General features: G+C 72.4%; 22 protein-coding genes, 1 tRNA gene and 1 pseudogene. 12 read left to right on the plus strand and 12 right to left on the minus strand.

Going from position 1 to position 25,586, the window contains the following annotated elements:
* Nucleotides 1–36: 36 nt before the first annotated feature.
* From ACIGO8_RS15420 to ACIGO8_RS15430, 3 genes are all read right to left on the minus strand, one after another.
* A complete protein-coding gene (locus tag ACIGO8_RS15420) occupies nucleotides 37–789 on the minus strand; it encodes an amino acid ABC transporter ATP-binding protein (protein WP_399729622.1) in 753 nt (250 codons plus the stop codon).
* Complete coding sequence (locus ACIGO8_RS15425; protein ID WP_399730086.1) at nucleotides 786–1,607, minus strand: amino acid ABC transporter permease; 822 nt, start codon at nucleotides 1,605–1,607, stop codon at nucleotides 786–788. The genes ACIGO8_RS15420 and ACIGO8_RS15425 overlap by 4 nt, the downstream gene beginning before the upstream one ends.
* 137 nt (nucleotides 1,608–1,744) lie before the next feature.
* Entirely contained in the window at nucleotides 1,745–2,644 is a 900-nt protein-coding gene (locus ACIGO8_RS15430) for an ABC transporter substrate-binding protein (RefSeq protein WP_399729625.1), read from the minus strand.
* A gap of 403 nt (nucleotides 2,645–3,047) precedes the next feature.
* Between ACIGO8_RS15430 and ACIGO8_RS15435 the strand changes: the two genes are divergently transcribed.
* The 4 genes and pseudogenes from ACIGO8_RS15435 (at nucleotide 3,048) to ACIGO8_RS15450 (ending at nucleotide 7,720) form a co-directional block, all read left to right on the plus strand.
* Nucleotides 3,048–4,319: an aspartate kinase gene (locus ACIGO8_RS15435; RefSeq protein ID WP_399729628.1), complete on the plus strand. Its 1,272-nt coding sequence runs from the start codon at nucleotides 3,048–3,050 to the stop codon at nucleotides 4,317–4,319.
* Nucleotide 4,320: 1 nt separating this feature from the next.
* Nucleotides 4,321–5,540: pseudogene (locus tag ACIGO8_RS15440) on the plus strand (aspartate-semialdehyde dehydrogenase).
* Nucleotides 5,541–5,867: 327 nt separating this feature from the next.
* Complete coding sequence (locus tag ACIGO8_RS15445) at nucleotides 5,868–6,626, plus strand: SigE family RNA polymerase sigma factor (protein ID WP_399729630.1); 759 nt, start codon at nucleotides 5,868–5,870, stop codon at nucleotides 6,624–6,626.
* The gene (locus ACIGO8_RS15450; protein ID WP_399729634.1) at nucleotides 6,623–7,720 is read left to right on the plus strand and encodes a hypothetical protein; all 1,098 of its coding nucleotides are present in this window, start codon (nucleotides 6,623–6,625) and stop codon (nucleotides 7,718–7,720) included. Before ACIGO8_RS15445 ends, ACIGO8_RS15450 begins: the two co-directional genes overlap by 4 nt.
* A 446-nt stretch (nucleotides 7,721–8,166) precedes the next feature.
* Here the strand turns inward: ACIGO8_RS15450 and ACIGO8_RS15455 are convergent, their stop codons facing one another.
* Both ACIGO8_RS15455 and ACIGO8_RS15460 read right to left on the minus strand, forming a co-directional pair.
* A complete protein-coding gene (locus tag ACIGO8_RS15455; protein WP_399729636.1) occupies nucleotides 8,167–8,907 on the minus strand; it encodes an SURF1 family protein in 741 nt (246 codons plus the stop codon).
* A 23-nt stretch (nucleotides 8,908–8,930) separates the two neighbouring features.
* Nucleotides 8,931–10,820: a prolyl oligopeptidase family serine peptidase gene (locus tag ACIGO8_RS15460; RefSeq protein ID WP_399729639.1), complete on the minus strand. Its 1,890-nt coding sequence runs from the start codon at nucleotides 10,818–10,820 to the stop codon at nucleotides 8,931–8,933.
* Between the two features lie 70 nt (nucleotides 10,821–10,890).
* Here ACIGO8_RS15460 and ACIGO8_RS15465 point away from each other — a divergent pair, with 70 nt between their 5' ends.
* Nucleotides 10,891–11,733 carry a class I SAM-dependent methyltransferase gene (locus ACIGO8_RS15465; RefSeq protein WP_399729642.1) on the plus strand — a complete coding sequence of 281 codons (843 nt, stop codon included), beginning with the start codon at nucleotides 10,891–10,893 and terminating at the stop codon, nucleotides 11,731–11,733.
* Between the two features lie 39 nt (nucleotides 11,734–11,772).
* On the opposite strand, the gene ACIGO8_RS15470 is transcribed toward ACIGO8_RS15465, so the two are convergent.
* Nucleotides 11,773–12,798 (minus strand): Lrp/AsnC family transcriptional regulator, encoded by a 1,026-nt coding sequence (locus tag ACIGO8_RS15470; protein ID WP_399729644.1) that lies wholly within the window; start codon nucleotides 12,796–12,798, stop codon nucleotides 11,773–11,775.
* 157 nt (nucleotides 12,799–12,955) lie between these two features.
* Here ACIGO8_RS15470 and ACIGO8_RS15475 point away from each other — a divergent pair, with 157 nt between their 5' ends.
* From ACIGO8_RS15475 to ACIGO8_RS15485, 3 genes are all read left to right on the plus strand, one after another.
* Nucleotides 12,956–14,854: a hypothetical protein gene (locus ACIGO8_RS15475; protein WP_399729647.1), complete on the plus strand. Its 1,899-nt coding sequence runs from the start codon at nucleotides 12,956–12,958 to the stop codon at nucleotides 14,852–14,854.
* Between the two features lie 189 nt (nucleotides 14,855–15,043).
* Nucleotides 15,044–16,057, plus strand: a complete 1,014-nt coding sequence (locus ACIGO8_RS15480; RefSeq protein WP_399729650.1) for a YdcF family protein — start codon at nucleotides 15,044–15,046, stop codon at nucleotides 16,055–16,057.
* 45 nt (nucleotides 16,058–16,102) lie between these two features.
* Nucleotides 16,103–16,384, plus strand: a complete 282-nt coding sequence (locus ACIGO8_RS15485; protein WP_399729653.1) for a hypothetical protein — start codon at nucleotides 16,103–16,105, stop codon at nucleotides 16,382–16,384.
* A gap of 25 nt (nucleotides 16,385–16,409) precedes the next feature.
* On the opposite strand, the gene ACIGO8_RS15490 is transcribed toward ACIGO8_RS15485, so the two are convergent.
* From ACIGO8_RS15490 to ACIGO8_RS15500, 3 genes are all read right to left on the minus strand, one after another.
* Nucleotides 16,410–17,528 (minus strand): serine/threonine-protein kinase, encoded by a 1,119-nt coding sequence (locus ACIGO8_RS15490; protein ID WP_399729656.1) that lies wholly within the window; start codon nucleotides 17,526–17,528, stop codon nucleotides 16,410–16,412.
* A gap of 166 nt (nucleotides 17,529–17,694) precedes the next feature.
* Nucleotides 17,695–17,768: transfer RNA gene (locus ACIGO8_RS15495), tRNA-Pro, on the minus strand.
* Nucleotides 17,769–17,938: 170 nt separating this feature from the next.
* The gene (locus ACIGO8_RS15500) at nucleotides 17,939–18,877 is read right to left on the minus strand and encodes a metallophosphoesterase (protein WP_399729659.1); all 939 of its coding nucleotides are present in this window, start codon (nucleotides 18,875–18,877) and stop codon (nucleotides 17,939–17,941) included.
* A gap of 74 nt (nucleotides 18,878–18,951) precedes the next feature.
* On the opposite strand from ACIGO8_RS15500, the gene ACIGO8_RS15505 reads away from it, so the two are divergent.
* Nucleotides 18,952–19,416: a GatB/YqeY domain-containing protein gene (locus ACIGO8_RS15505; RefSeq protein ID WP_399729662.1), complete on the plus strand. Its 465-nt coding sequence runs from the start codon at nucleotides 18,952–18,954 to the stop codon at nucleotides 19,414–19,416.
* Nucleotides 19,417–19,505: 89 nt separating this feature from the next.
* Here ACIGO8_RS15505 and ACIGO8_RS15510 read toward each other — a convergent pair whose 3' ends face one another.
* Nucleotides 19,506–21,743 (minus strand): transglycosylase domain-containing protein, encoded by a 2,238-nt coding sequence (locus ACIGO8_RS15510; RefSeq protein ID WP_399729665.1) that lies wholly within the window; start codon nucleotides 21,741–21,743, stop codon nucleotides 19,506–19,508.
* A gap of 361 nt (nucleotides 21,744–22,104) precedes the next feature.
* Here ACIGO8_RS15510 and ACIGO8_RS15515 point away from each other — a divergent pair, with 361 nt between their 5' ends.
* Entirely contained in the window at nucleotides 22,105–22,449 is a 345-nt protein-coding gene (locus tag ACIGO8_RS15515; RefSeq protein WP_046910200.1) for a WhiB family transcriptional regulator, read from the plus strand.
* Between the two features lie 59 nt (nucleotides 22,450–22,508).
* Here the strand turns inward: ACIGO8_RS15515 and ACIGO8_RS15520 are convergent, their stop codons facing one another.
* Nucleotides 22,509–23,816, minus strand: coding sequence for an ArsA family ATPase (locus tag ACIGO8_RS15520; RefSeq protein WP_399729669.1), 1,308 nt, complete (start codon nucleotides 23,814–23,816; stop codon nucleotides 22,509–22,511).
* On the minus strand, nucleotides 23,813–24,775 hold the full coding sequence (locus tag ACIGO8_RS15525) for an ArsA family ATPase (protein WP_399729672.1): 963 nt from the start codon (nucleotides 24,773–24,775) through the stop codon (nucleotides 23,813–23,815). Before ACIGO8_RS15525 ends, ACIGO8_RS15520 begins: the two co-directional genes overlap by 4 nt.
* A gap of 142 nt (nucleotides 24,776–24,917) precedes the next feature.
* Here ACIGO8_RS15525 and ACIGO8_RS15530 point away from each other — a divergent pair, with 142 nt between their 5' ends.
* A complete protein-coding gene (locus tag ACIGO8_RS15530; protein ID WP_005314434.1) occupies nucleotides 24,918–25,079 on the plus strand; it encodes a DUF4177 domain-containing protein in 162 nt (53 codons plus the stop codon).
* On the plus strand, nucleotides 25,076–25,552 hold the full coding sequence (locus tag ACIGO8_RS15535) for a RidA family protein (protein WP_399729675.1): 477 nt from the start codon (nucleotides 25,076–25,078) through the stop codon (nucleotides 25,550–25,552). The genes ACIGO8_RS15530 and ACIGO8_RS15535 overlap by 4 nt, the downstream gene beginning before the upstream one ends.
* Nucleotides 25,553–25,586: the final 34 nt, after the last annotated feature.

A 25,586-nucleotide genomic window follows, 5' to 3' on the forward strand; every position in this document is an offset into this window, starting at 1 on the left:
GTACGGGTCCCTCTAGAGGCGCCCGTGCGGGTCCCCCTAAAGGCGGCCGGCCTCCACGATCCGGGACAGGAAGCGCTGCGTCCGCTCGTGCGCCGGTGCGCCGAAGACCTCGGCCGGCGTGCCGCGCTCCAGGACGACACCGTTCTCCAGGAAGCACACCTGGTCGGCGACCTCCCGCGCGAAGCCCATCTCGTGCGTGGCCACGACCATCGTCATGCCCTCCTCCTTGAGGTCCCGGACGACGTTCAGGACCTCGCCGACCAGCTCCGGGTCCAGCGCCGCCGTCACCTCGTCCAGGAGCAGCAGCCGCGGCCGGCCCGCGAGCGCCCGGGCGATCGCCACCCGCTGCTGCTGGCCGCCGCTGAGCCGGTCCGGGTACGCGCCGGCCTTGTCGCCGAGCCCGAGCCGGCCGAGCAGCTCCCGGGCCCGCTCCTCGGCCTCCCGGCGCTCGGTCTTGTGGACGCGCCGCGGCGCGAGCGTGATGTTGTCGAGCACGCTCATGTGCGGGAAGAGGTTGTACGCCTGGAAGACGACGCCGATCCGGCGCCGTACCGCGTCCGCGTCGGCCCGCGGGTCGGTGATCTCCTCGCCGTCGAGATAGATGGCGCCGTCGTCCACCTCCTCGAGGAGGTTGGCGCAACGCAGCAGCGTCGACTTGCCGGAGCCGGACGCGCCGATTAGCACGGTGACCGTGTGCTGCGGGACCTCCAGGTCGACGTCGCGCAGCACGACGGTGTGGCCGTAGGTCTTGCGTACCGATGCGAGGCGGAGGACCGGGGTGGGCGTCATACCGTGCCTCCCTGCGACTGGCGCCGGTTCATGCGTGCCGTGACCCAGTCGGTGAGCCGGGTCATGGGGATGGTGAGCACGACGAACACCAGGCCCGCGACGACGTACGGGGTGTAGTTGAAGGTCTTGCTGGACAGGATCTGCGCCGCGTACACGGCGTCGACCGCGCCCGCGATGGAGACCAGGCCGGTGTCCTTCTGGAGCGAGACCAGGTCGTTGAGCAGCGGCGGCACGACCCGGCGTACGGCCTGCGGCAGCACCACGTAGCGCATGGTCTGCGCGCTCGACAGACCGAGCGAGCGGGCGGCGGCCCGCTGGCTCGGGTGCACGCTCTCGATGCCGGCCCGGAACACCTCGGCCATGTACGCCGAGTACGTCAGCACCAGCGCCGTACCGCCGAGGACGACCGGGTCGGTCGGCACGCCCTGGAGGCGCAGCGCGGGCACGCCGAAGATCACGGCGAGCAGGCAGATGATCAGCGGCAGGCCACGGAAGAAGTCGACGTACGCGGTGGCGAGGGCGCGGAGCGGGAAGAAGGCCGGGCCGCGCAGCGTGCGGGCGACGGCGAGGAGCAGCCCGAGGACGAGCGTGACGGCGCCGCAGACCACGAGCAGCCGCAGGTTCAGCCACAGGCCGTCCAGGACCAGCGGCAGCGCCTGGCGGGCGTACTCCGCGCTGAAGAAGGTCTCCTTCGTGCGCGGCCAGCCGGGCGAGCCGGTGACGACGAAGTAGAGCACCGCCAGGGTGAGGGCCGTGCTGAGGGCGGCGACGGCCGTGGCGCGGCGGGCGCGGGAGCGCTTGTAGCGCTCGCGCTCGATCCGCCGCGCGGACGGCGTGTACGCCGCCGCGCCCGCGCTCCCGCCCGTACCGCCGCCGTCTTCCCGGACTCCCCGGTCTTCCCGGTCTTCCCGGTCTTCCCGGCCGTCCCGGTCTTCCCTGTCTTGCTTCGTGACGGTCACTTCAGCACCGGCGCGCCCGCCGCCTCGGACAGCCACTGCTTCTCGATGGCGGCCAGGGTCCCGTCCTTGCGCAGGGCGTCGACGGCCTGGGAGACGCAGGAGGTCAGGGCGGAGCCCTTGTCGAGGACCAGGCCGAACTGCTCCTTGGCGACCGCGCCGCCCGCGCCGCCGGCGGTGTCGAACTGGCCGACGACCTTCGCCTCGGGGACCTCGGCGCCCGTGATGTAGAACGCGGTGGGCAGGTCGACGACGATCGCGTCGACCTGACCGTTCTTGAGCGCGGCCTTGGCCAGGTCGTTCTTCTGGAAGACGGCGGCCGGCTGGTCCGGCTTGATCTGCTCGTTGATCACGTCGAGGCTGGTCGTGCCGACCTGGGCGCCCAGCTTGACGCCCTTGAGGTCCGCGAGGGTGGTGGCCTTGGCCGCCTTGGAGGACTTGAGCGCGATGACGGCCTGGCGGACGTCGTAGTAGCCGGTGGACAGGTCCACGGCCTTGCGGCGGTCCTCGTTGATCGAGACCTGGTTGATGTCGAAGTCGAAGGTCTTCTCGCCGGGCGCGAAGGCGTTGTTGAAGGCGACCTTCTGCCAGACCACGTCTCCCTGGGCGAAGCCGAGCTTGCGCGCCACGGCGTAGGCGACGGCGGACTCGAAGCCCTTGCCGTTCGCCGGTGTGTCGTCCTGGAACCAGGGCGCGTACGCGGGCGTGTCCGTGCCGACCGTCAGCTTCCCCTTGGCCTTGGTGGCGAGCGAGCCGGGCGCGCAGGAGGCAGACGCGGACGGGCCGGCGGCGCTCGGGGCGTCGGCGTTGGTGGCCGGCTGGGGCGCGCAGCCGGACGCGGCGAGCGTGGCGACGGCCGCGAGGGCGATCAGGGTGGCGGGAGCGAGGGCAGAACGCATGGCGGGAGACTGACAGCCGCGCGGGGGGTGTGTCCAGGCGTGTCCATGCCTGGACATCAGGTTTTCATGACGGAGCGTGAGCGCGGCGCGGAGACGTGCGAGGGCGGCGCGGAGAAGGGCGTGGGGAAGGGCGAGGGCGGCGCGGAGACGTGCGAGGGCGGCGCGGAGAAGGGCGTGGGGAAGGGCGTGGGCCGGGGCCCGCCGCGTGTGAGGCCGCCCACACGTCGCGTACAACCGTCCGGCCCGGGCAGGCGGACGCCGGGACGGGCCGGAATCTCCGTCACGTGATCACGCTCTGAGCGGGACATCTCAGGATGTGATATACGGTCGGCGATTCCGGCCCGCTCGTTAAACTGAGCCGACCGCAGTGTTCACTGCGGCAGAGACTGAGCGAGGAGCGCACGTGGGCCTTGTCGTGCAGAAGTACGGAGGCTCCTCCGTTGCCGATGCCGAGGGCATCAAGCGCGTCGCCAAGCGGATCGTGGAAGCCAAAAAGAACGGCCACCAGGTGGTCGTCGTGGTTTCCGCGATGGGCGACACGACGGACGAGTTGATCGATCTCGCCGAGCAGGTATCCCCGATGCCGGCCGGCCGCGAGTTCGACATGCTGCTGACCGCCGGAGAGCGGATCTCCATGGCCCTGCTGGCCATGGCGATCAAAAACCTGGGCCACGAGGCCCAGTCGTTCACGGGCAGCCAGGCCGGTGTCATCACCGACTCGGTCCACAACAAAGCGCGCATCATCGATGTCACGCCGGGCCGCATCCGCACCGCGCTGGACGAGGGCAACATCGCCATCGTCGCCGGTTTCCAGGGCGTGTCCGCCGACAAGAAGGACATCACCACCCTGGGCCGCGGCGGCTCCGACACGACCGCCGTCGCCCTGGCCGCCGCGCTCGACGCCGAGGTCTGCGAGATCTACACGGACGTCGACGGCGTCTTCACCGCCGACCCGCGCGTGGTGAAGAAGGCGAAGAAGATCGACTGGATCTCCTTCGAGGACATGCTGGAGCTCGCCGCCTCCGGCTCCAAGGTGCTGCTGCACCGGTGCGTGGAATACGCACGCCGCTACAACATCCCGATCCACGTCCGCTCCTCCTTCTCGGGGCTGCAGGGCACGTGGGTCAGCAACGAACCGACAGGGGATCTGAAGGTGGAGCAGGCCATCATCTCCGGTGTCGCCCACGACACCTCCGAGGCCAAGATCACGGTCGTCGGCGTGCCGGACAAGCCGGGCGAGGCCGCGGCCATCTTCCGGGCCGTCGCGGACGCCGAGATCAACATCGACATGATCGTGCAGAACGTGTCCGCCGCCTCCACGGGCCTGACGGACATCTCCTTCACGCTCCCCAAGGCCGAGGGCCGCAAGGCCATCGACGCCCTGGAGAAGACGAAGTCGACCATCGGCTTCGACTCGCTGCGCTACGACGACCAGATCGGCAAGATCTCCCTGGTCGGCGCCGGTATGAAGACCAACCCGGGCGTCACCGCGGACTTCTTCCGCGCGCTGTCCGACGCGGGCGTCAACATCGAGCTGATCTCGACCTCCGAGATCCGCATCTCGGTCGTCACCCGCGCCGACGACGTCAACGAGGCCGTGCGCGCCGTCCACACCGCCTTCGGCCTGGACAGCGACTCGGACGAGGCCGTCGTCTACGGCGGCACCGGCCGGTGACGTGCCGCAGCCCGCTGCGCCGCTAGGCACCGGGCCGACGCTCGCGGTCGTGGGAGCGACCGGGGCCGTCGGCGCGGTGCTGCTCCAGGCGCTCTCGCACCACGCGGACGTCTGGGGCGAGATCCGCCTCCTCGCCTCTCCCCGCTCGGCCGGCCGCAAGCTGGCCGTACGGGGAGTGGAGAGCGAGGTCCTCGCGCTGAGCGAGGAGAACCTTGAGGGCGCCGACCTCGCCCTCTTCCTCGTGCCCGACGACGTGGCCGCGCGCTGGGCGCCGATCGCCGCCGCCAAGGGCACCGTGGTCGTGGACACCTCGACGGCCTTCCGGGCCGATCCCGACGTGCCGCTCGTGGTTCCCGAGGTCAATCCGCATGCCGTACGGGTGAGGCCGCGCGGCATCGTCGCGAGCCCCGGCTGCTCCACCCTGGCCCTGATCGTCGCCGTGGGCGCGCTGCACGCCGAGTTCGGGCTCACCGACCTCGTCGTCACCGCCCAGCAGGCCGCCAGCGGCGCCGGCCGGGCGGGCACCGCCGCGCTGCGCCACCAGCTGGCCCTGGTCACCGGCAGCGAGCTGGGCGTCCATCCCGGAGACGTACGACGGGCGGTCGGCGACCGCACCGGGCCCTTCCCCGGGCCGCTCGCCCTCAACGTGCTGCCCTGGTCCGGCGAGCCCGCGGCCGACGGCTGGTCCACGGAGGAGCTGGGCATCCGCGAGGAGACCCGCAAGATCCTCGGCCTGCCGGGCCTGCGCGTGGCCGCCACCTGCGTCCGGGTGCCCGTCGTCACCGGGCACTCCGCCTCCGTGCACGCCCGCTTCGAGCGGCCGGTCACCGTCGCCCGCGCCCACGAGATCCTGGCCACCTCGCCGGGGTGGTGCTGTACGACGATCCCGCGGCGGGCGACTTCCCGACGCCGGCGGACGTGGCCGGCACCGACCCGACCTGGGTGGGGCGGGTGCGGCGGTCGATGGATGACGAGCGGGCCCTGGAGTTCTTCGTGTGCGGCGACAACCTGCGCAAGGGAGCCGCGCTGAACGCCGTACAGATCGCGGAACAGATCGCCGAGCAGATCGCGGAACAGGTCGCCGTACGGGACGCGGAACAGGTCCCCGAACAAGTCGCGGACCAGGTCGCGGAACAGGTCGCGGAACCGCTCGCCGAACGGGTCGCGGACCAGGTCGCGGAGCGGACCGTGGGCGGCTCCGGGGGAGAACGTCGTCCGTAGTTCCCCTCGCTAGTTCCCCTCGCTGTCCGGAAATCGGCATCGCGGCACCGCTCATGTTTGTAGGATCTGTGAACACTCTGTGAGCAAATCGGCGTCGGCAGCCTCTTGATCAGGTCAGATGTCCTGGACGACGATGCTCTTCCCTCCCTTCCGCAACCAGTGGTCGGGGCGGGAGCGTCTTCGCGTGCACCCAGGACGATGTGTTGCGGAGCACGCCGCACCAGCGGGGCATCGGGGAGAACGGGTACGCATGAGGGCAAACGACGCACCGTCAAAAACGGTGGCGTACGCGTACAACCCTGACGGGGGGAAGCGTGTCCAACAGGCGTGGCAGAGGTACTCGACATCGCGGCGGTCATCCCGCTGCACAGCACCGCGGTGCGCCCGCTCAGGCGGCCGCGCCCGGTCGGCGGCATGCCGGTGATCGCGCCCGTGCCCATCAGGACCCGCCGAGCCGGACAGCCCACCGGGCAACCCGCCGGACAACCCGCAGGACAGCAGCCCGGACCGTCGACCGGTCAGCCGGCGGCCGGACAGCCCACCGCCATCGGCATCCCGGCGCCCCGCGAGGGCGCTGACGACACGATGGCTGCGGGCACCACCGTCGACCACCTCACCGAGACCTACCGCGCCCACTACCGCTCGCTGCTCGGGCTCGCCGCGCTGCTCCTCGACGACACCGCCTCCTGCGAGGACGTGGTGCAGGAGGCGTTCATCCGCGTCCACTCGGCACGCAGCCGGGTGCGCGACCCCGAGAAGACCCTGGCCTATCTGCGCCAGACCGTCGTCAACCTCTCGCGCTCCGCGCTGCGTCGGCGCATCCTCGGCCTCAAGCTGCTGTCCAAGCCCATGCCGGACATGGCCAGCGCGGAGGAGGGCGCCTACGACCAGCTGGAGCGGGACGCGCTCATCAAGGCCATGCGCGGGCTCCAGCGGCGCCAGCGCGAGGTCCTGGTGCTGCGCTACTTCGCCGACATGACGGAGGCGCAGGTCGCCGAGACCCTCGGGATATCCCTCGGCTCCGTCAAGGCCTACGGCTCCCGCGGTATCGCGGCCCTGCGCGTCGCCATGGAGGCGACGTCATGAGGGGGCCGTTCGACGCCGGGCCGGACGGGCACGGCGAGCACGACGACCGGAACGACCTGAGTGGACGCGGGATGGTGAACGAAGCGCCGGAGACCGGCACGCCCGACGAGCTGGCGCTGCGGCGGCTGCTCCAGGGCGCGGTGTCCGGTCTCGAGCCGTCCGACGGCGCGCTCGAGCACCTGCGCCGGGCCGTGCCCGTCCGCCGGGCCCGCAAGCGGCAGGCGGTCGTCGGCATGGCCGCCGCGATCGTGCTCGTCGGCACGGCCGTACCGGCCCTGGTGCACGTCGCCTCCTCCGACGGGATCAGCACCGACAAGGCCGTCAACGCCGGCCATGGCGAGCAGGCCCAGGGCGGCACGGGCACCGAGACCGGCATCGAGGGCGGCCAGAAGAGCGCCACGCCGGTGCCGGGCACCGCTGCGCCCAGCCAGGGCGGGGCCGAGGGCGCGGGCAAGCCCACCGCCTCGGCGACCGGGCCGGGCGAGGGCTCCGACGGCCAGAGCACGCCGGCCGGCGTCCCGGCCTCCCAGCCGGTCTGCGAGGCGGCCCAACTGGGCGTCAGCACGGTGCAGACGGGCGCGCCCGACGCCACCGGGAAGGTCTACGGCTCCTTCCGCATCTCCAACGTCTCGAAGCGCGACTGCCGGGTCGGCGGTGCCGGGCGGGTCGCCTTCACGGCCCGGGGCGCGGCCGACGCGTCGAAGATCACGGTCGTCGATCACCGCAGCGGTGACGCGGCGAGCGGGCTGCCCGACCCGTCGCAGGAGTCGGCCTCGCTGCTGCTGACCCCGGACAACGCCTACGAGGTGCGGTTCGCCTGGGTCCCCAGCGACACCTGCCCCACCACCGGCACCACGCCGACGCCAAGCCCGACCCCGTCCCCGACGACGGGCACCGGCGCGGGCGGCGGGTCGGCCGGCACGGGCCCGTCCGACAACACCGCCACCACCCAACTGGTGACCGACGGCACCCCGGCCGACGGCAGCGTCGAGGTCACCCACACCGCGGACGCCGGTGGCCCGACCGCCACCGCCACCGTCCCCAACGCCTGCGCGGGCACCATCTACCGCACGGGAGTCCTGGACGCCTCCTGAACGGCGGCGCCGGGCCGGCGGGCCAGGCGGTGGCGCCGGTGAGGCCGCGGGTGGGCGCGGCGGGGGGCTGCCCGGCCATGGGCCCCAGGCAGCGCCAGCGACCGGCGGGCCTCCGGGGCCTCGGGCCGCCCGGGACCGCGGGCGCGCGCCAGGGCCACAGGCCCCAGGCACCGCAAGGGCCCGGCGGGCGCGCCAGGACCACGGGCCCCAGGCGGGGCCGGCCCAGGCCACGGGCCCCAGGCAGGCAAAGGCTCGGCGGACGGCCACGGGTCGCGGGACCGCGGGGCGCGAGCCACGGGCCCCAGGCACCGCAAGGGCTCGCCGGCGGGCCACAGGGCCCCCAGGCCAGGCCGGCCCAAGCCACGGGCCCACCGCCAGGCCCCGACGGACCGCGGGCCAACCCCAGGCGGGCCGGCGGGCGCGGGCGCCCCGCCAAACCTCCCGGCCTACAAGCCCAGCGCGGCGTCCCGGGAGGCCTCGGCTTCGCGGCGCAGGAGGCGGAACCACATGAAGACCACGAAGCCGGCGAAGACGAACCACTCGGCGGTGTAGCCCAGGTTCTGGAAGGCCTTCATGTCCAGGCCCGTGCCCGCCGCTGCCGTCGCCGGCACCGGCGTGAGCCCGGCGGGCGAGTCGGTCACGGTGACCCAGGCGTCATAGACGTCGTACGACACCACGTTCACCAGCGACGCGGCGCTGATCATGCCGAGCTGTCCCTGCGGCAGCCCGCCGGCCGCCTGGACGCCCTTCGAGCCCGGGCTCTCCGAGGCCTGGAGCGCGCCCGTGACGGTGACCTCGCCCGTCGGCGGGGCCGGTGCCCGGCCGCCCGAGGGCAGCCAGCCCCGGACCACCGGCAGCGCCTTGCCGCCGTCGGTCCTCAGGAGTGTCAGCACGTACGAGCCCGAGCGGCCGTCCAGCTCACGGCCGGGCACGAGGAACTGCTCCCCGTACCGCCCGCTGGCCCGTGCGATCCGGCCCGAGGTCTCCGTGTCCACCGGCAGCAGCGCGTCCAGCGCCTCCGCGCGCTGCGTCGACGGGTCCGGCCGGCGCTCCGCCTCCCGGTGCGAGTCCACCCGGTCCTCGAACTTGCCCAGCTGCCAGGTCCCCATGAACACGCAGAACGGGATGGCGAGGAGGACGAAGACGTTGATCCCCCACCAGCGGGGCGTTCTCAGGAACCGGTACACACCCCCACGGTACGCAAGGCCGCTCAGACCACCTCCTCCCGGGTCCCCGACGTCCGCGCCGCGCCGCCCTTCTTCAGATGCCGCTCCGCGAAGTCCAGGTCCAGCCTGACCTGCTTGATCCGCTCCTCCACCACCAGCGAGCCGTGCCCCGCGTCGTACCGGTACACCTCGTGCACCGCGCCCCGGGCTGCCAGCCGGTCCACGTAGTTGTCGATCTGGCGGATCGGGCAGCGCGGGTCGTTGACGCCGGCCGAGATGTGCACCGGGGCCTTCACGGCGTCCACGTACGTCAGCGGCGAGGAGGCCGCGAACCGCTCCGGCACCTCCTCGGGCGAGCCGCCGAGCAGCGTGCGGTCCAGCGCCTTCAGGGCCTCCATCTCGTCCTCGTACGCCGCCACGTAGTCGGCGACGGGCACCGCGGCGAGGCCGACCGCCCAGGCGTCCGGCTGGGTGCCGAGGCCGAGCAGGGTGAGATAGCCGCCCCAGGAACCGCCGGCGAGGACCAGCCGCTCCGGGTCGGCGAGACCGCAGGCCACCGCCCAGTCGCGGACCGCCGCGATGTCCTCCAGCTCGATCAGGCCGACCCGGTGCTTGAGCGCGTCCGTCCACTCCCGGCCGTAGCCGGTGGAGCCGCGGTAGTTCACCCGCACCACCGCGTATCCGTGGTCGACCCAGGCCGCCGGGCCGGAGGCGAAGGCGTCGCTGTCGTGCCAAGCCGGTCCGCCGTGCACCTCGAAGACCGTCGGGAACGGGCCCTCGCCCTCCGCCGGGCGCTGCACCAGGGCGTGCACGCGGCCGCCGGGGCCCTCCACCCACACGTCCGCCACCGGGACCGACGACGGCGCCTTCGGGCCGGGCGGGTCGAGGACGACCGAGCCGTCCGTGGAGCGCACCACCGGCGGGTGGGCGGCCGAGGACCACAGATACTCGACGGAGCCGTCCGGCCGGGCCGTCGCGCTCGACACCGTCCCGGCCGGCGTCTCCACCCGGACCAGCGCGCCGGTGGCGATCTCGTACCGCCACAGCTCGCTGCGGGCCTCGAAACTGTGCACGATCAGCAGCCCCGAGCCGTCCGGATACCACTCGGCGGACACGTCGCCCGGCAGGTCCAGCCGCAGGTCGGTCTCGGTGCCCGTCGCCACGTCCCACAGCATCGGCTCCCAGCGGCCGCGCCGCTGGTGCCCGACCAGCAGCCGCGTGTCGCCGGCCACCGGGGCGAAGCCGAGGACGCTCAGGCCCAGCTCCTCCGTACCGCCCTTGGTGTCGTCGAGCTCGGCCACCACCGAGGCGTCGGCCGCGCGCAGCACCCGGATCGCCGAGTGCATCGCGTCGCCGTGCTCGGTGTGCTCGACGGCGATCAGACTCGCGTCGTGCGACAGGTCGCCGACGCCGGCCGACTCGCGGTGACGGTAGATCTCCACCGGCTCCTCGGCGCCCGGGCGCAGCAGGTGCACCGTCGAGCCTTCCTCGTCCGTCGAGCGGCCCACCACGACCGTGCCGTCCCGGCCGAGGGCGAGGCCCGCGGGATAGGAGGGGGCGAGCCCCGGCACCGCCGGCTCGTCCGCGCCGCCCGCGCCGTCCTCGGCGCCCTCGCCTCTGTCGAACGGCTGCCGCATCCACACGCCGAACTCGTCGCCGTCGGTGTCCGCGAACCACCACACCCACCGCCCGTCAGGGCTGAGCGTGCCGTCCGTCGTCCCGTTCGGCCGGTCGGTGACCTGCCGCTGCTCGCCCGTCGCGCGGTCCCACGCGTACAGCTCGTACGTCCCCGTCGCGTTCGACACGAACAGCGAGCGGTCCGGCGCCTCCTCCGCCCACTCGGGCAGCGAGACCCGCGGCGCGCGGAACCGCTGCTCCCAGGCGGGCGCCGCCGCGAAGTCCTTGACGTCTGCGTCCTTGATCTCATCGGTCATGCAGCCATGATGCTCCGCGCGGCAGACAATTCGATCGCCTCGCCCCCAACCTGTGGATAACCTCCCGGGCATGTACGCATCCACGCCGCCCGAAGACTGGTACGAAGCCAATCGCGCCCGCTGGGACGAGCGGGTCCCGATCCACACCGCCAGCGAGTTCTACGACCTGGAGGCATTCCGGTCCGGCAAGGACCCGTTGCGCGACTTCGAGCTCGCGGAGGTCGGTGACGTCACCGGCCGCTCCCTCCTCCACCTCCAGTGCCACTTCGGCCAGGACACCCTGTCGTGGGCGCGTCACGGCGCGGCCCGGGTCGTCGGCCTGGACTACTCCGAGCCCGCCGTCGAGGCCGCCCGCTCCCTCGCGGCCGACCTCGGACTGACGCCGGAGCAGGCCACGTTCGTCGCCGCCGACGTGTACGACGCGGCCGAGGCCGTGCCGGACTCCTCGTACGACATCGTCTACACCGGCGTCGGCGCGCTGTGCTGGCTGCCCGACATCGACCGCTGGGCGGAGACCGCCGCGTCGCTGGTGTCGCCCGGCGGATTCCTCTACCTCTCCGAATTCCATCCGCTCACCGACGTCTTCGACGACGAGACCGGATCACGGGTGATCAACGACTACTTCACCAGAGACGTCTGGGTGGACACCTCGCCCGGCACCTACGCCGACGCCGGGGCCGCCACCGTCCACAACGTCAGCGTCGAGTGGCAGCACCCGATCGGCGAGGTCGTCACGGCGCTGGCCAAGGCCGGTCTGCGCATCGAGTTCCTGCACGAGCACGACGTCTCGCTCATCGGGCGCTACGGCACCCTGAAGCGGCACGAGGACGCCTACTACCGCTTCCCCGCCGACCGCCCTCGCTTCCCGCTGATGTACTCCGTCAAGGCCTCGAAGCCGGCCCGGACGGACTGAGCCCGACGACGGCGCGCCCGCCCGTCGGGTCCACCAGGGTCAGGCGCGCCGGATGTCGGGGCGCACGTGATGGGTCCGGCGGCCGTCCGGCCCGAGGACCTGCGCGCCGGCCTTGTGGATCCGCAGCGACAGCGACGTCCCGGCGATCCGGATCGCCGGCGCCGCCCGCCCCATGCCGGCCGTGACGTCGTGCAACTCGCGGACCGAGCGCAGCCACACCCCGACGGCCAGGTTGTGCCCGCCGGTCACCGACGTGACCAGAGGCGTCTGACGCATCCGGGACAGCGCCGCCGCGGTCGTGGCCATGTCGGACGGCGGCACGTCCGCCTTGATCAGCGCCCACACCGGCCGCCCCGAGAAACGCGGCGCCGGCACGCAGTGGTGCACCAGCGACCCGCTGCCCACCAGGGCGTCGAGCCTGCGCCGTACGGTCGACTCGCTCGCTCCGCAGGTGCGGGCCAGCTCCGCCGCGCTGCGCCTGGCGTCGCCGGCCAGCTCCAGGATCAGCGCCTCGTCGAGCTCGCCCAGCTGCCGGGAGGGCCGGCGCCGGGGCGCCTTCGGGTCCCGGGCGCCCAGCTGCTGAGCCTGGCGCGAGGTGAGCTGGTCCAGCCGCCACGGATTGCGGACGCCGTGCATCGCCGTGACGACCTGAGTGCGTGACCGCGTCACACCGGACAGCCGCTGCACCCGTCTGACGAGGTAGTCGTCCAGCGCGGACAGGCCCGGGCAGCGCACCAGGAGCACCAGATCGGTGTCCCCGGTCACCTGGTGCACGCCGAGGGTGCAGGCGTCGCCGGTGAGCGCGAGCGCGGTCTCCTCCGACCGCCCGGCCGCGCAGTCGACCTCCACCCACGCGTACAGCGGTCCCTCCGGCCCCGGGTGGCGGGGCAGGAAGGCGGCCCAGGCATGGCCGCCGGCTGTCAGGTGCTCCCAGCGGCGGGCCAGGGTGTCGGGGCTCGCGCCCAGGACGGCGGAGAGCTGGGTCCAGCTGGCGCGCGGTGCGATCTGCAACGCGTGAATCAGCGTCAGATCCGCCTCTGCCAGGACGGATTCCCCGGTCTGCATTCCCCTCCTTGGCCGAATCACGGCAATCCTCTGGCCGATTCCTGCCAGCACCTCAGGATTTGCCCTGGGGCATATGCATTCAAGCGGCCGAGGCGTCGCCCCACCACGAGAAGTCGGACGGAAGTCACAGCATCACCACCGGGTGGGACAGGGGCAGATGACGGAAACGGGACCGGACCAGGAACTCGCGGCACTGCGCGGCCGGATACGCGACGGGGCACGGCTCGTGACCCTCACCGGGCCACCGGGCGCGGCCAAGACCCGGCTGATCCGGGAAGCGGTACGGCACGAGGGCGTCGAGGCCCGCTGGGAACCGGCCGGCCGGCTCGGCCCCGAACACCTCCCGGCCCTCGCCGCCCGCCTCCGCCGCGGCCTCGCCGACCCGGCGTCGCCGCCCGTCCTGGTCCTGGACGGCTGGGAACGCCTCGGCGGCAGCGGCACGGCCGTCGTCGCCCGCCTCCTCCACGAGGTGCCGGCCGACGCCCCGCACCTGACGGTCCTGGTCACGGCCCTGCATCCGCTGTGCCTGGAGGGCGAGACGGCGGTACGGGTCGGCCCGCGCACCCGGCCGCTGGCGGGTGCCGTATCGCGCCTGCGGCTGCACACGCGCGCGGAGGAGCCGACGGAGAAGGTGGCGGGGGACCGGGGAGAGGCGCCTGTGCCCGACCGGGAAGAGGCGACGGACGGGTCCCACAGGGGGCGGGCCGAAGGGCTCGAAGAGGAGCCGGACGAGGAGCCATCGGCCGCCCAGGTCGCGGCCGCCGAGCGCGGCTACGACCGCTGCGGCGCCCTCGAACGGCTCCTGTGGGAGCGGCTCTCCGTCTTCGAGGGCGCCTTCGGGCGCGAGGCCGTCCAGGAGGTCTGTGCCTCGGAGACGCTGCCCGCCGCCGACGTCCTCGACGTCCTGGACCGGCTCGCCCCGCTCGCCCTGCTCCCGGTCGAGGACGGCGGCTCCGGCGAGGCCCGCTACTGGATGCCGCCGCCGATGCGCGCCGTGGGCGCCCGCCGGCTCGGCGAGCGCGGCGAACGCCCGGCCGTCGTCCTCCACCACCGCGCCTGGTACGTGAAGCTGGCCCGGCGGGCCGCCGACTGGTGGCACGGCGGCCGCCAGCTCGACGCCCGCGCCCTCGCCCTGCGCGAAATGCCCGACCTGGCCGCCGCCATGGACCCGACCACCGCGCCCGAGTCCCCGAGCGCCGAGGCGGCCGCCGCCGTCGAGATCGCGGTCGCGCTGTGGTTCCTGTGGGTGCCGTGCGGCCGGGTCACCGAGGGCCGCGCCCGGCTCCGTCACGCCCTCGCCCTGCTGCCCGGCGCCGCCCCGGCCCGCGCGCTGTGGCTCGCCGCCTACCTGGAGCTGGAGGCCGGCCGGCCCCAGGACGCCGACCCGCTCCTCGTCCAGGCCTGGGCGGCGGCCGTACGGGAGGGCGACGACCGCTGCCTGGGCATGCTGGCTCATCTGCGCGGCGCCACCGCCCTCTACCAGGGGCGGACGGAGGCGGCCGCGGACGAGTTCCGCGACGCGCTCGACGTGCTCGGCGAGTGTCCGGACGCCGGGCCCACCCGCCAGCTGTGCTGGACCGCGCTGGCCCTCGCCCTGATCCGTACCGATCCCGAGGCCGCCCAGGAGGCCCTGGACCGCGCCGCCGCGCACAGCTGGGCCGGACGGGACGTCTGGGCCGACGGATGGGCCCAGTACGCCCGCGCCGAACTCCTCTACTGGGACGGCGAGGCGGCCCGCGCCGCCGACCACGCCACGCGCGCGTTGCGCGGCCATCTGCGGCTCGGCAACGTCACCGGAGCCGCCTGCGCCGCCGAACTCCTCGCCCAGATGCGGATCCTGCGCGGCCGTCCCGCCGCGGCCGCCCATCTCCTGGGCGCCGTCGATCTGTTGCGGTCCACGGCCTTCGAAACCGGTTACGAGCCGGCCCACTTCTGCGCGCCCGCCCGCGAACGCAGCGAGACCGCCCTGCGCGGCTACCTCTCGGCCGGCGAACTGCGCCGCGCCTACGAGGAGGGCGCACGGCGCGGCCTGCCGGCCCTCGCCGCCGAACCCTGACCCGACCCGGACCGGGCCCCCACCGGGCCCCCCTGGCCCGACCCGGACCGGGCCCCGTGGGCCGGACCCTGACCCGACCCCGCACCAACCCCGTACCGACCCCGAACGGGCCCTGAACCGCTCCCGATCCGGCGCCGGGGCCTGTGGAAAACCGGCGGCGGCGTCACGGCCGATGTCTACGATGACCGCATGATCGCCTACGCCGTGGCCGCCGTCTTCCTGCTGCTGTTCGGAGCCGGTGTGCTGCGAGACCGGCGCCGCTTCGGCAACGCGGTGTATCTCGGCCTCGCCGTCACCTTCTTCGGCCTCGGCCTGCTCGCACGCCTCGACGACGCACCGCGCGGTATCGCCGTGACGGTGACGGTCGTCCTGCTGCTCGCGCTCGCTCTCGGCCCGGTGGCGCTCGCCGCGCTGCTGTGCGCCAACGGCGTCAAGATGGTCCGCAAGGAGGGCAGACGCCCCGCCAACCTGCTCTCGCTCCTCGCCGGCCTCGGCATCTTCGGCGTCATAGGCCTGATGGCGGCCGCCGTCGTCACCCACTCCACGGTGCTCGGCATCGTCGTCGGCACCCTCGTGATGGTCCTCGCCTACGTCTCCTTCCTCTTCCTCTGCTTCGTCGGCTACGCCTTCCTCTACGGCCGGATGCGCATCCGGCGCGACGCCGACTACGTCGTCGTCCTCGGCTCCGGCCTGATCGGCGGCCGCCGCGTCCCACCGCTGCTCGCGAGCCGGCTCGACCGGGGCCGCGAGGTGTACGGGACGCTCGCCGAGCGCCGTGAGGTGGACCGGACGCCGCTGCTGATCACCTCCGGCGGGCAGGGCCCCGACGAGGAGCTGCCCGAGTCGCACGCGATGGCGGACTATCTGGTGGAGCGCGGCTTCCCGGCCGACCGGATCGTCCGCGAGGACCGCTCGCGCACGACCGAGGAGAACATGCTGTTCAGCAAGGCCCTGATGGAGGCCGAGCGGCCAGGCTCCGAGTGCGTGATCGTCACCAACAACTTCCACGCCTTCCGGGCCGCCCTGCTCGCCCGCAAGGCGGGAGTGAACGGCCAGGTCGTGGGCTCGCCGACCGCCGCGTACTTCTGGCCGAGCGCGACCATCCGCGAGTTCGTCGCGGTCTTCCTCGAGTACAAGGCGGTGAACCTGGGGATCTGCGGCGGGCTCGTCCTCATGGGCTTCCTGGCATGGGCCGTCTCCTGACATCGGCCTACGCTGGAGGAAGGCTGCCAGGGCGGAGGCGATGTCATGAGAGCGCGGCACCACTTCCACATCGACTACCGGGGCCACTCGATCAGCGCCACCGTCCAGACGGGCCACACCCCGGTAGTCGAGATCCTGGTGGACGGCAAGGAGACGGCCCACGCCACGACCCGTGACGACCGCCCGGTCACGGTCCACGTCGAGCTGCCGGGCGACCCGCCGATCGCCGTCAGCGTCCGCGCGACCCCGGGCCCGGGAGTGCCGCGCTGCCTGCTGCTCGGCCCGGAGGACCAGGAGGGCCATGTGATGGCCCCCCGCGTCTACTGACGCCCTCCCCGCTGAGGCCCCCCGCTCAGCTGAGCCAGGCCATCCCGATGAACAGGAAGACGACGAACGCCACGATCCCGGCGACCGCCGCGGTCCGCCGAGGCCGCCGCCGCGAGATCTTGGCCAGCGGGTTCTCCGCGGCCGCCGGAGCCGCCCGCCGGGACCGCACAGGAGCGGGCGCCGGAGCCCGGCCGGCGACACCTCCCGGCATCGGCGCCGGCCCGGGCGCCGGAGCAGGCGCCGAAGGCATCGCCTGGGGGCCGCCCTGAGGAACGGCCCGGGGCATCGTCGGGGGCGCGGGCTGAGGGACGGCCTGAGGCAGCGGCATGGGCCGGTCGCGCCACGAACCGGAGGAGAACCAGTCGGCGATGGCCTGCGCCGTCGGCCGCTGTTCCGGCTGCTTGGCGAGCAGCGACAGCAGATACGCCTCGAAGGCGGCCGGTATCGGCACGCCGAGCTGCCGCAGCGGCGCCGGCGGTGTGTCGATGTGCTGGTAGAGCAGCGCGGTGGCGGTGTCGCCGCGGAACGGCGGCTGCCCGCTGAGGAGTTGGTAGAGCACACAGCCCAGCGAGTACACGTCGGACGCCGGCGAGGCCGGCTTCCCGAGGGCCCGCTCGGGCGCGAGGTACAGGCCGGTGCCGACGATCTGCCCGGTCGTGGTGAGCGCGGCCGACGGATCGTCGACGAACCGCGCGATGCCGAAGTCGGCCAGCTTCACGGTCCCGTCGCCGTCCATCAGCAGGTTCCCCGGCTTGATGTCCCGGTGCACCACGCCCTGCCGGTGCGCCGCCGCGAGCCCGGCCGCCGCGTGCGCGGCCACCGTCGCGACCTGCTCGGCGGACAGCACCACGGGCCGCGCCCGGTCACCGGCCAGGCTGTCTCCGTGCACCAACTCCATGACCAGGAACAGCTTTCCGTCCCACGTCCCGAAGTCGAAGACGCCCACCACATGCGGATGGCTGAGCCGCGCCGCGGTCTGCGCCTCCATCCGGAACCGGTCGGCCGCCGAGGGATCGTGCTCGTGTCCCAGCATCAACTTCACGGCCACATCGCGCCCGAGCACCTCGTCGGTCGCGCGCCACACCTCGCCCATGCCGCCACGCCCGACGCACACTTGGAGCCGATATCGGTCCGCGACCAGCACCTGTGACCCACCCTTCCCTCTGGACGCCTCATCGTAGAGCGGGTTTCGCAAGGTCCTTGCGTCGCATCCGGTCACGCTGCGCGAGCCGCCTGTGACCGTCCGGGAAAACCAGTCAGGGGCCTGACCCGCTCGTGCGGATCAGGCCCCTGACCTGGTATTTCGGCTGTCGGGGTGGCGGGATTTGAACCCACGACCTCTTCGTCCCGAACGAAGCGCGCTGCCAAGCTGCGCTACACCCCGATGTCGCTGCTCTGCTCTTCACGTCGCGGCGACATCGATTACTTTAGCCCACCCGCGCCCAGAGACGAAATCCGGTTTTCGCGGGGCCCCGCCGCAGGTCGGAAGCGGTACGCCGCGACGAGGCCCGGGCACCCGCCCGGCTGCCCCGGCCCGGCACGCCCCGCCCCGGTTCAGGCGCGGGCGGTCAGCGTCAGGAGTGTCGCCTCGGGCGGGCAGGCGAAGCGGACCGGGGTGTAGCGGTTGGTGCCGCAGCCGGCCGACACGTGCAGATAGGAGGTGTGGCCGTCCGCCGTGTGGGTGGACAGGCCCTTCACCCGGTCGGTGTCCAGGTCGCAGTTGGTGACCAGGGCCCCGTAGAAGGGCACGCACAGCTGCCCGCCGTGGGTGTGGCCGGCCAGGATCAGCTCGTAGCCGTCCGCGGTGAAGGCGTCCAGGGCGCGCAGATACGGCGCGTGGACCACGCCCACCGTGAAGTCGGCGTCCGGGTCGGGGCCGCCCGCCACCCGCTCGTACCGGTCCCGCTTGATGTGCGGGTCGTCGACACCGGTGAAGGCGAGCTCCAGGTCGGACAGCTTCAGCAGGCCCCGGGTGTTGGTCAGGTTCACCCAGCCCGCCGCGTCGAACGCGTCGCGCAGGTCCTCCCACGGGTTGTGCACGGCGCCGACCACCGGCGGGTTGCCGTTGAGGCCGTGCTTGCCCTGCACCTTCTCCTTCAGATAGAGCGCGGGATTGCGCAGCCGCGGCCCGTAGTAGTCGTTGGAGCCGAAGACGTACACGCCCGGGAACTCCATCAGCGGCCCGAGCGCGTCCAGGACCTCCGGCACGGCCTCCGTGTCGGAGAGGTTGTCGCCGGTGTTCACGACGAAGTCGGGGCGCAGCCCGGCGAGCGACTGGAGCCAGGCGCGCTTCTTGCGCTGGCCGCGGACCATGTGGATGTCGGAGACCTGGAGGACCCGCAGGTCGCGCATGCCCCGGGGGAGCACCGGGACGGTCACCCGGCGCAGTCGGAAGGAGCGGGCTTCGAAGCCCGCCGAGTAGAGGAGTCCGGCCGCGGCCGTCGCCGTCAGGCCTGCCGTGATCTTCAGGGGGATCCCGTACCGTGCGCGCATTCCCTTATCGTCGCAGACCCGCTGAGCGGAAATGCGCGGGCGGTAGGGGCCCGGCACCTGACACACTTGACCCCATGACCACGCTCAAGGCCAAGCTTCAGGACGACCTCAACGCCGCGATCAAGGAGCGCGACGAGCTGCGCTCCTCGACCCTGCGGCTGACCCTCGCCGCCGTGACGAAGGAGGAGGTCGCGGGCAAGACCAAGCGCGAGCTCTCCGACGACGAGGTGCAGAAGGTGATCGCGAAGGAGGCGAAGAAGCGCCGCGAGGCCGCGGACGCCTTCACCCAGGGCGGTCGCGCCGAGCAGGCCGAGCGGGAGCGCGCCGAGGGCGAGATCCTCGACGCGTACCTGCCGAAGCAGCTGTCCGACGAGGAGCTCGAGGCCGTCGTGGCCGGCGCCGTCGAGGAGGCGAAGGCCGCGGGTGCCGAGGGCCCGCGGGCCATGGGCGCCGTCATGAAGATCGTCAACCCGAAGGTCGCCGGGCAGGCGGAGGGCGGCCGCGTCGCCGCCGTCGTGAAGAAGCTGCTCGCCGGCTGACCACCCGCATCCAGGCACACAGCGGAAGGCGCCCCTACTGGGAGATCCGGTAGGGGCGCCTTCCGCTGTCGTACGCCTGGGGCGCCGGGTCAGCCGTGCCGGCCGCCGTTGCCGTGGCCCGGCCGGCCGTTGGTCCCGCCGATCAGGTCCGGCGGGAGGGTGATGCCGCCGGGGAGCGTGGTGCCCGGGTCCGGCTTGTTGTCGCCCCCGCCGGGGCGCTGCTTGTTCTTGTCCTTCTCCTTGTCCTCGCCCGTCGCGCCGCGCGGCACGTTGATCGGGACGAAGGACGGGGTCTCGCCGGCGTTCAGCGCGCCGGTCATCGCGATCTTCCAGATCGGGCCCGGGAGGCAGCCGCCGCAGACCTTGTCGTAGTACTGGCCGCCGATGGTGATGTTGTACATCGAGGTCTTCTCGCCGACGTCGTCACCGACCCACACGGCCGTGGACAGGTTCGGCGTGTAGCCGACGAACCAGGCGTCCTTGCGGTCGTTGGTGGTACCCGTCTTGCCCGCGTTGTCGCGGTCGCTGAGACCGGCCTTGGTGCCGGTGCCGTCCTCGACGACGCCCTTCAGCATCTGGTTGACCGTGTCGGCGGTCTTCTCGGTCATGGCCCGCGAGCACTCGGTCTGCGGGACCTTCAGCTTCTCGCCGTTCGCGGTCGAGATGGACTCGATGACGACCGGGGTGCAGTAGGTGCCGCGGTTGGCGAAGGTCGCGTAGACCGACGCCATGTCGAGCGGGGTCGACTCCTGGCCGCCGAGGGTGATGGAGGGGAGCTCCTTCAGCGTCTTGCCGAGCTCCTTCTCGTATCCCATCTTCTTCGCCATGCTGACCGTCTCGCACAGGCCGGTCATCTGCTCCAGCTGCGCGAAGTAGGTGTTGATGGACTTGCCGAGCGCGCTGGTCATGTCCCAGCTGCCGGCCTCGGACTGCATCTCGTTCTGCAGGTCCCAGTTGCCGCCGCCGGCGGGGCCGCCCGCGCAGGTGCGGTACGAGTTCATCGGCACCGAGATCTTCCACGGCGTCGAGAAGGACTGGGCGGGGCTCAGGCCCTTCTCCAGGGCCGCGGCGGCCGTGATCGGCTTGAAGGTCGAACCGACCTGGAAGCCGTACGTCGTGCCGCCCATCTTCTTGCCGACGGCGAGGTTCAGGGTGGTCTGGTGCAGCTTCTGGTCGAGGCCGTACGGACGGGACTGGCCCATCGACAGGATCTTGCCGGTGCCGGGCTGGACCTGGACCACCGAGGCGGCGACCTTGTCGTCCTTGTCGATCCGGGCGACGGCGGCCTCGTTGGCCGCGGCCTGCGCGCGCGGGTCGAGGGTGGTCCGGATGGTCAGACCGCCCAGGTTCCACAGCTTCTGGCGCTCCTCGGGCGTCTTGCCGAAGACCGGGTCGTTGAGGATCGTCTTGCGGACGTAGTCGCAGAAGAAGCCGGCGCCGTCGACGGCGGTGATGCAGCCGTTCTTGGGCGACTTCACCTTGAGCTTGATCGGCGTGGCCTTCGCCTTGTCGGCCTCCGCCTGGCTGATGTCCTTGACGTCGGCCATGCGCTGGAGGACGACGTTCCGGCGCTTGGTGGCCTCCTGGAGGTCGTTGACCGGGTCGTAACGGCTCGGCGACTGCACGAGGCCCGCCATCATCGCGGACTCGGGCAGGGTGAGGTCGGCGGCGTGCTTGGAGAAGTAGCGCTGGGCGGCGGCCTCGATGCCGTACGCCTGCTGCCCGAAGAACGTGATGTTGAGGTAGTTCTCCAGGATCTTCTTCTTGCCCAGCTCCTCCTCGACCTGGATGGCGAACTTCAGCTCGCGCACCTTGCGGCCCATGGTCTGCTGGGTGGCCTGGGCGACCTTCTCGGGGTCGTCGCCGGCCTCCTCGACGAAGACGTTCTTCACGTACTGCTGGGTGAGCGTCGACGCGCCCTGCGCGACGCCGCCCGACTGCGCGTTGCGGTTGATGGCGCGCAGCACGCCCTTGAGGTCGATCGCCCCGTGCTCGTAGAAGCGCGAGTCCTCGATCGCGACGATCGCCTTCTGCATGTACGGCGAGATCTTCTCGATCGGCACGACCTTGCGGTCACGCGAGTACACGGTGGCGATGTGGCCGCCGGTCGAGTCGAGGATCGTGGTGCGCTGACTCAACGGCGGCGTCTTCAGGTTGGACGGGATCTCGTCGAACCCCTCGACCGTGCCCTTCGCCGCCAGCCCCAGCGCTCCGGCCGCGGGCAGGGCGATGCCCGCCAGCACGGCTCCGGAGAGCACACTGACCCCGAGGAACTTGGCGGCCTGCTGGGTCCCGGTCAGACCACCGCCCGAGCGCTTCTTTGCCATGGGGGCAGCCTACGTTCTCATTCGCCGGACACACGTATATGCCTTGGCCTAAGCTGCTCCCAACTGTCACAGCAGTGGGGTCCCGCATCAAGACCCGTGCGTGACGTCGGCGTGAATTTCCGCGTACCCGAAGCGCGGGCGGTTCATGCCTGAATCCGGCTCATGTCCGAAAAGGTCGTGATGTCCTCGGGTCACTCCCCTGGGTGATCTGCCGCGCACGCATAGTCCGTTCGGGCCATTCAAGATTGGGCCCGAAGGGGGTGTTGCGCTGTCCCCACCTTCCGTAACGTCCCAACTGGCAGCGGTGAATATGCCGCTACCGCCGTGGGGGAGCCTCGATTCGGGAGAGGACGGCGCCGGTATGGGCTGGGTAGCTGACTGGAGTGCGCAGGCGGCCTGCCGCACTACCGATCCGGATGAACTTTTCGTGCAGGGCGCGGCGCAGAACAGGGCGAAGGCGGTGTGCACCGGATGCCCGGTGCGGACCGAGTGCCTCGCCGACGCCCTCGACAACCGTGTGGAATTCGGCGTGTGGGGCGGCATGACGGAGCGCGAGCGACGCGCCCTGCTGCGCCGCCGGCCCACCGTCACCTCGTGGCGCCGGCTCCTGGAGACCGCGCGCACGGAGTACGAGCGGGGCGCGGGCCTGCTGCCCGTGGCGATGGACGACGACGCGACGTACGAGACGTACGCGGCGGTCGGCTAGGGCCACCGTCAGGCCGGTCGGCGGACCGCGCCCGCGGGTGCCTCACGGCAGCCCGCCGGTCAGGGCATACGGCCGAGCGTCAGACGCTCACCGATGGAGCGGAGTCCCGCCAGGTCGTGCACATCACCCGGCAGGGCGGCCACTTCGGCGACCGCCACCTCCGGGTGGAGCGCGGTGAAGCGATCGCGTGTGCGCTGCTCACGCGCGAGCACCTGCATCCGCTCGGCATGGAGACGGAGCAGGCCCGCGGTCAGTTCCTTGACATCCGCGTCCGCTTCGGCTGTGGGGGCAGCCTCGGACCCGGGCAGTGCGTCGGCGGCGGTGGCGAGGTGGGGCGACTCGGGAGAGGTGGCTCGGGAGCCACGCCCACTTGTCTTCCCGCCCTCCTGATCCACAATGCGGCCCTCGTCAAGATTTTCCGCGGCGGCCCGCGCCCGCTCGGCCGACAGCCGGGCGGCGCCGCTGCCGTGGACACGGTTGAGGACGAGACCGGCCAGCGGCATGTGCTCCGCGGCCAGCCGCTCCACGAAGTACGCCGCCTCGCGCAGCGCGTCCCGCTCCGGCGTCGCGACCACCAGGAACGCCGTGCCCGGGGCCTGGAGCAGTTTGTACGTGGCGTCCGCGCGGGTCCGGAAACCGCCGAACATCGTGTCCATCGCCGCCACGAACGTCTGCACGTCCTTGAGGAACTGACCGCCCAACAGCTTGCCCAGCGTCCCCGTCATCATCGACATGCCGACGTTGAGGAACTTCATCCCGGCCCGGCCGCCCACCTTCGCCGGCGCCATCAGCAGCTTGATGAACTTCCCGTCCAGGAAGGAACCCAGCCGCTTCGGCGCGTCCAGGAAGTCCAGCGCCGAACGGGACGGCGGCGTGTCGACCACGATCAGGTCCCACTCGTCCCTGGCCCGCAGCTGGCCCAGCTTCTCCATCGCCATGTACTCCTGCGTACCGGCGAAACCGGCCGACAGGGACTGGTAGAACGGGTTCTCCAGGATCGCCCGGGCCCGGTCGGCGTCCGCGTGCGCCTCGACGATCTCGTCGAAGGTCCGCTTCATGTCGAGCATCATCGCGTGCAGCTCGCCGCCGTCGGAGCCCTTGATGCCCTCCACCTTGCGCGGCACGTTGTCCAGCGAGTCGATGCCCATCGACTGGGCCAGCCGGCGCGCCGGGTCGATGGTGAGGACCACCACCCGCCGGCCGCGCTCCGCCGCCCGGACGCCGAGGGCCGCCGCCGTCGTCGTCTTCCCGACACCGCCCGCGCCGCAGCACACGATGATGCGGGTGCCCGGGTCGTCGATCAGCGGATCCAGCTCCAGGACGGGCGCGGTGTCGAGCCCGTTCGAGGCCGCCGTCTTCTCCGTCACGCACCCACCCCTTGCCTCCGCAGCTCCTTCGCCAGCCGGTACAGGCCGGCGATGTCCGCCCCGTCGCCCAGGAAGGGCAGCTCGTACGTCGGCACGCCGACGCCGTCCAGCGCCTCCCGCTGGGCCCGCTCCAGCTCGACCCGCTGGGCGTGTTCCGCGGCCTGTTCCAGCAGCGGCTCCACCAGCTTCGTGCCGCCCTTGACGCCGACGGACGCCAAGGTCCCGGCGATGGCGTCCCGATGGTCGCCGGAGGCGGCCCGTACCGCCGCCTCGTCCAGGAGGTGCGGACGGACCATGTTCACGACGACATGACCGACGGGCAGTTCGGCCGCGCGCAGCTCCGCGATGCCGTCCGCGGTCTCCTGGACCGGCATCTCCTCCAGGAGCGTCACCAGGTGCACGGCCGTCTCCGGCGACTTCAGGAAGCGCATGATGGCCTGGGCCTGGTTGTGTATCGGGCCGATCCTCGCCAGGCCGGCCACCTCGTCGTTGACGTTCAGGAAGCGGGTGATGCGGCCGGTCGGCGGCGCGTCCATCACCACGTAGTCGTAGGTGAAGCCGCCGTGCTTCTCACGCCGGCGGACCGCCTCGCACGCCTTGCCGGTCAGCAGCACGTCCCGCACGCCCGGCGCTATCGTCGTCGCGAAGTCGATCGCGCCGAGCTTCTTCAGCGCCCGGCCCGCGCTGCCCAGCTTGTAGAACATCTGGAGGTAGTCGAGGAGGGCGCGCTCGGCGTCGATCGCCAGCGCGAAGACCTCGCCGCCGCCCGGCGCGACGGCGATCTTCCGCTCCTCGTACGGCAGCGCCTCCGTCTCGAAGAGCTGCGCGATGCCCTGCCTGCCCTCCACCTCGACCAGGAGGGCCCGCTTGCCCTCGGTCGCGAGGGCGAGCGCGAGTGCGGCGGCGACCGTCGTCTTACCGGTACCGCCCTTGCCGCTGACGACCTGGAGCCTGCTCACGTCTTCGAGCCTAACCACTGGCGGCCCGGGCCAATCAGAGGGCCGCCCCGGACGCGCCCCCCAACGCGCCCCCTCGGTCACCTAAGGGGCACCCGGAGGCCGGCTCGGCGGACCGGCCCGCGGCAGCGGCTACAGTCGCCCCATGACGAAGTGGGAGTACGCGACTGTGCCGCTGCTGGTGCACGCGACGAAGCAGATTCTTGACACCTGGGGCGAGGACGGCTGGGAGCTCGTCCAGGTCGTGCCCGGCCCGAACAACCCCGAGCAGCTCGTGGCCTACCTGAAGCGGGAGAAGTCCTCGTGAGCGGCGCCGGCGCCGTCGAGGCGAAGCTCGCCGAGCTCGGCCTGACCCTGCCGGAGGTCGTGCCGCCGATCGCCACGTACCAGCCGGCCGTCCAGTCGGGCGTGTACGTCTACACCTCGGGCCAGCTCCCGATGGTGGCGGGCAAGCTGCCCGTCACCGGCAAGGTCGGCGCCGAGGTCACGGCCGAGGAGGCCAAGCAGCTCGCCGCCACCTGCGCGCTCAACGCGCTCGCGGCCGTGAAGTCCGTCGCCGGTGACCTGGACCGGATCAAGCGCGTCGTGAAGGTGGTCGGCTTCGTCGCCTCCGCCCCCGACTTCACCGGCCAGCCCGGCGTCGTCAACGGCGCCAGCGAGCTGCTCGGCGCGGTCCTCGGCGACAAGGGCGTGCACGCCCGCAGCGCCGTCGGCGTCACCGTCCTGCCGCTCGACGCGCCCGTCGAGGTCGAGGTCCAGGTGGAGCTCGAGCAGGCCTGAGTCCCGCCGCCCGCAGAGCCGGTTTTCCACAGGC

Source organism: Streptomyces sp. NPDC053493, assembly GCF_044544825.1.
Classification (GTDB): domain Bacteria; phylum Actinomycetota; class Actinomycetes; order Streptomycetales; family Streptomycetaceae; genus Streptomyces.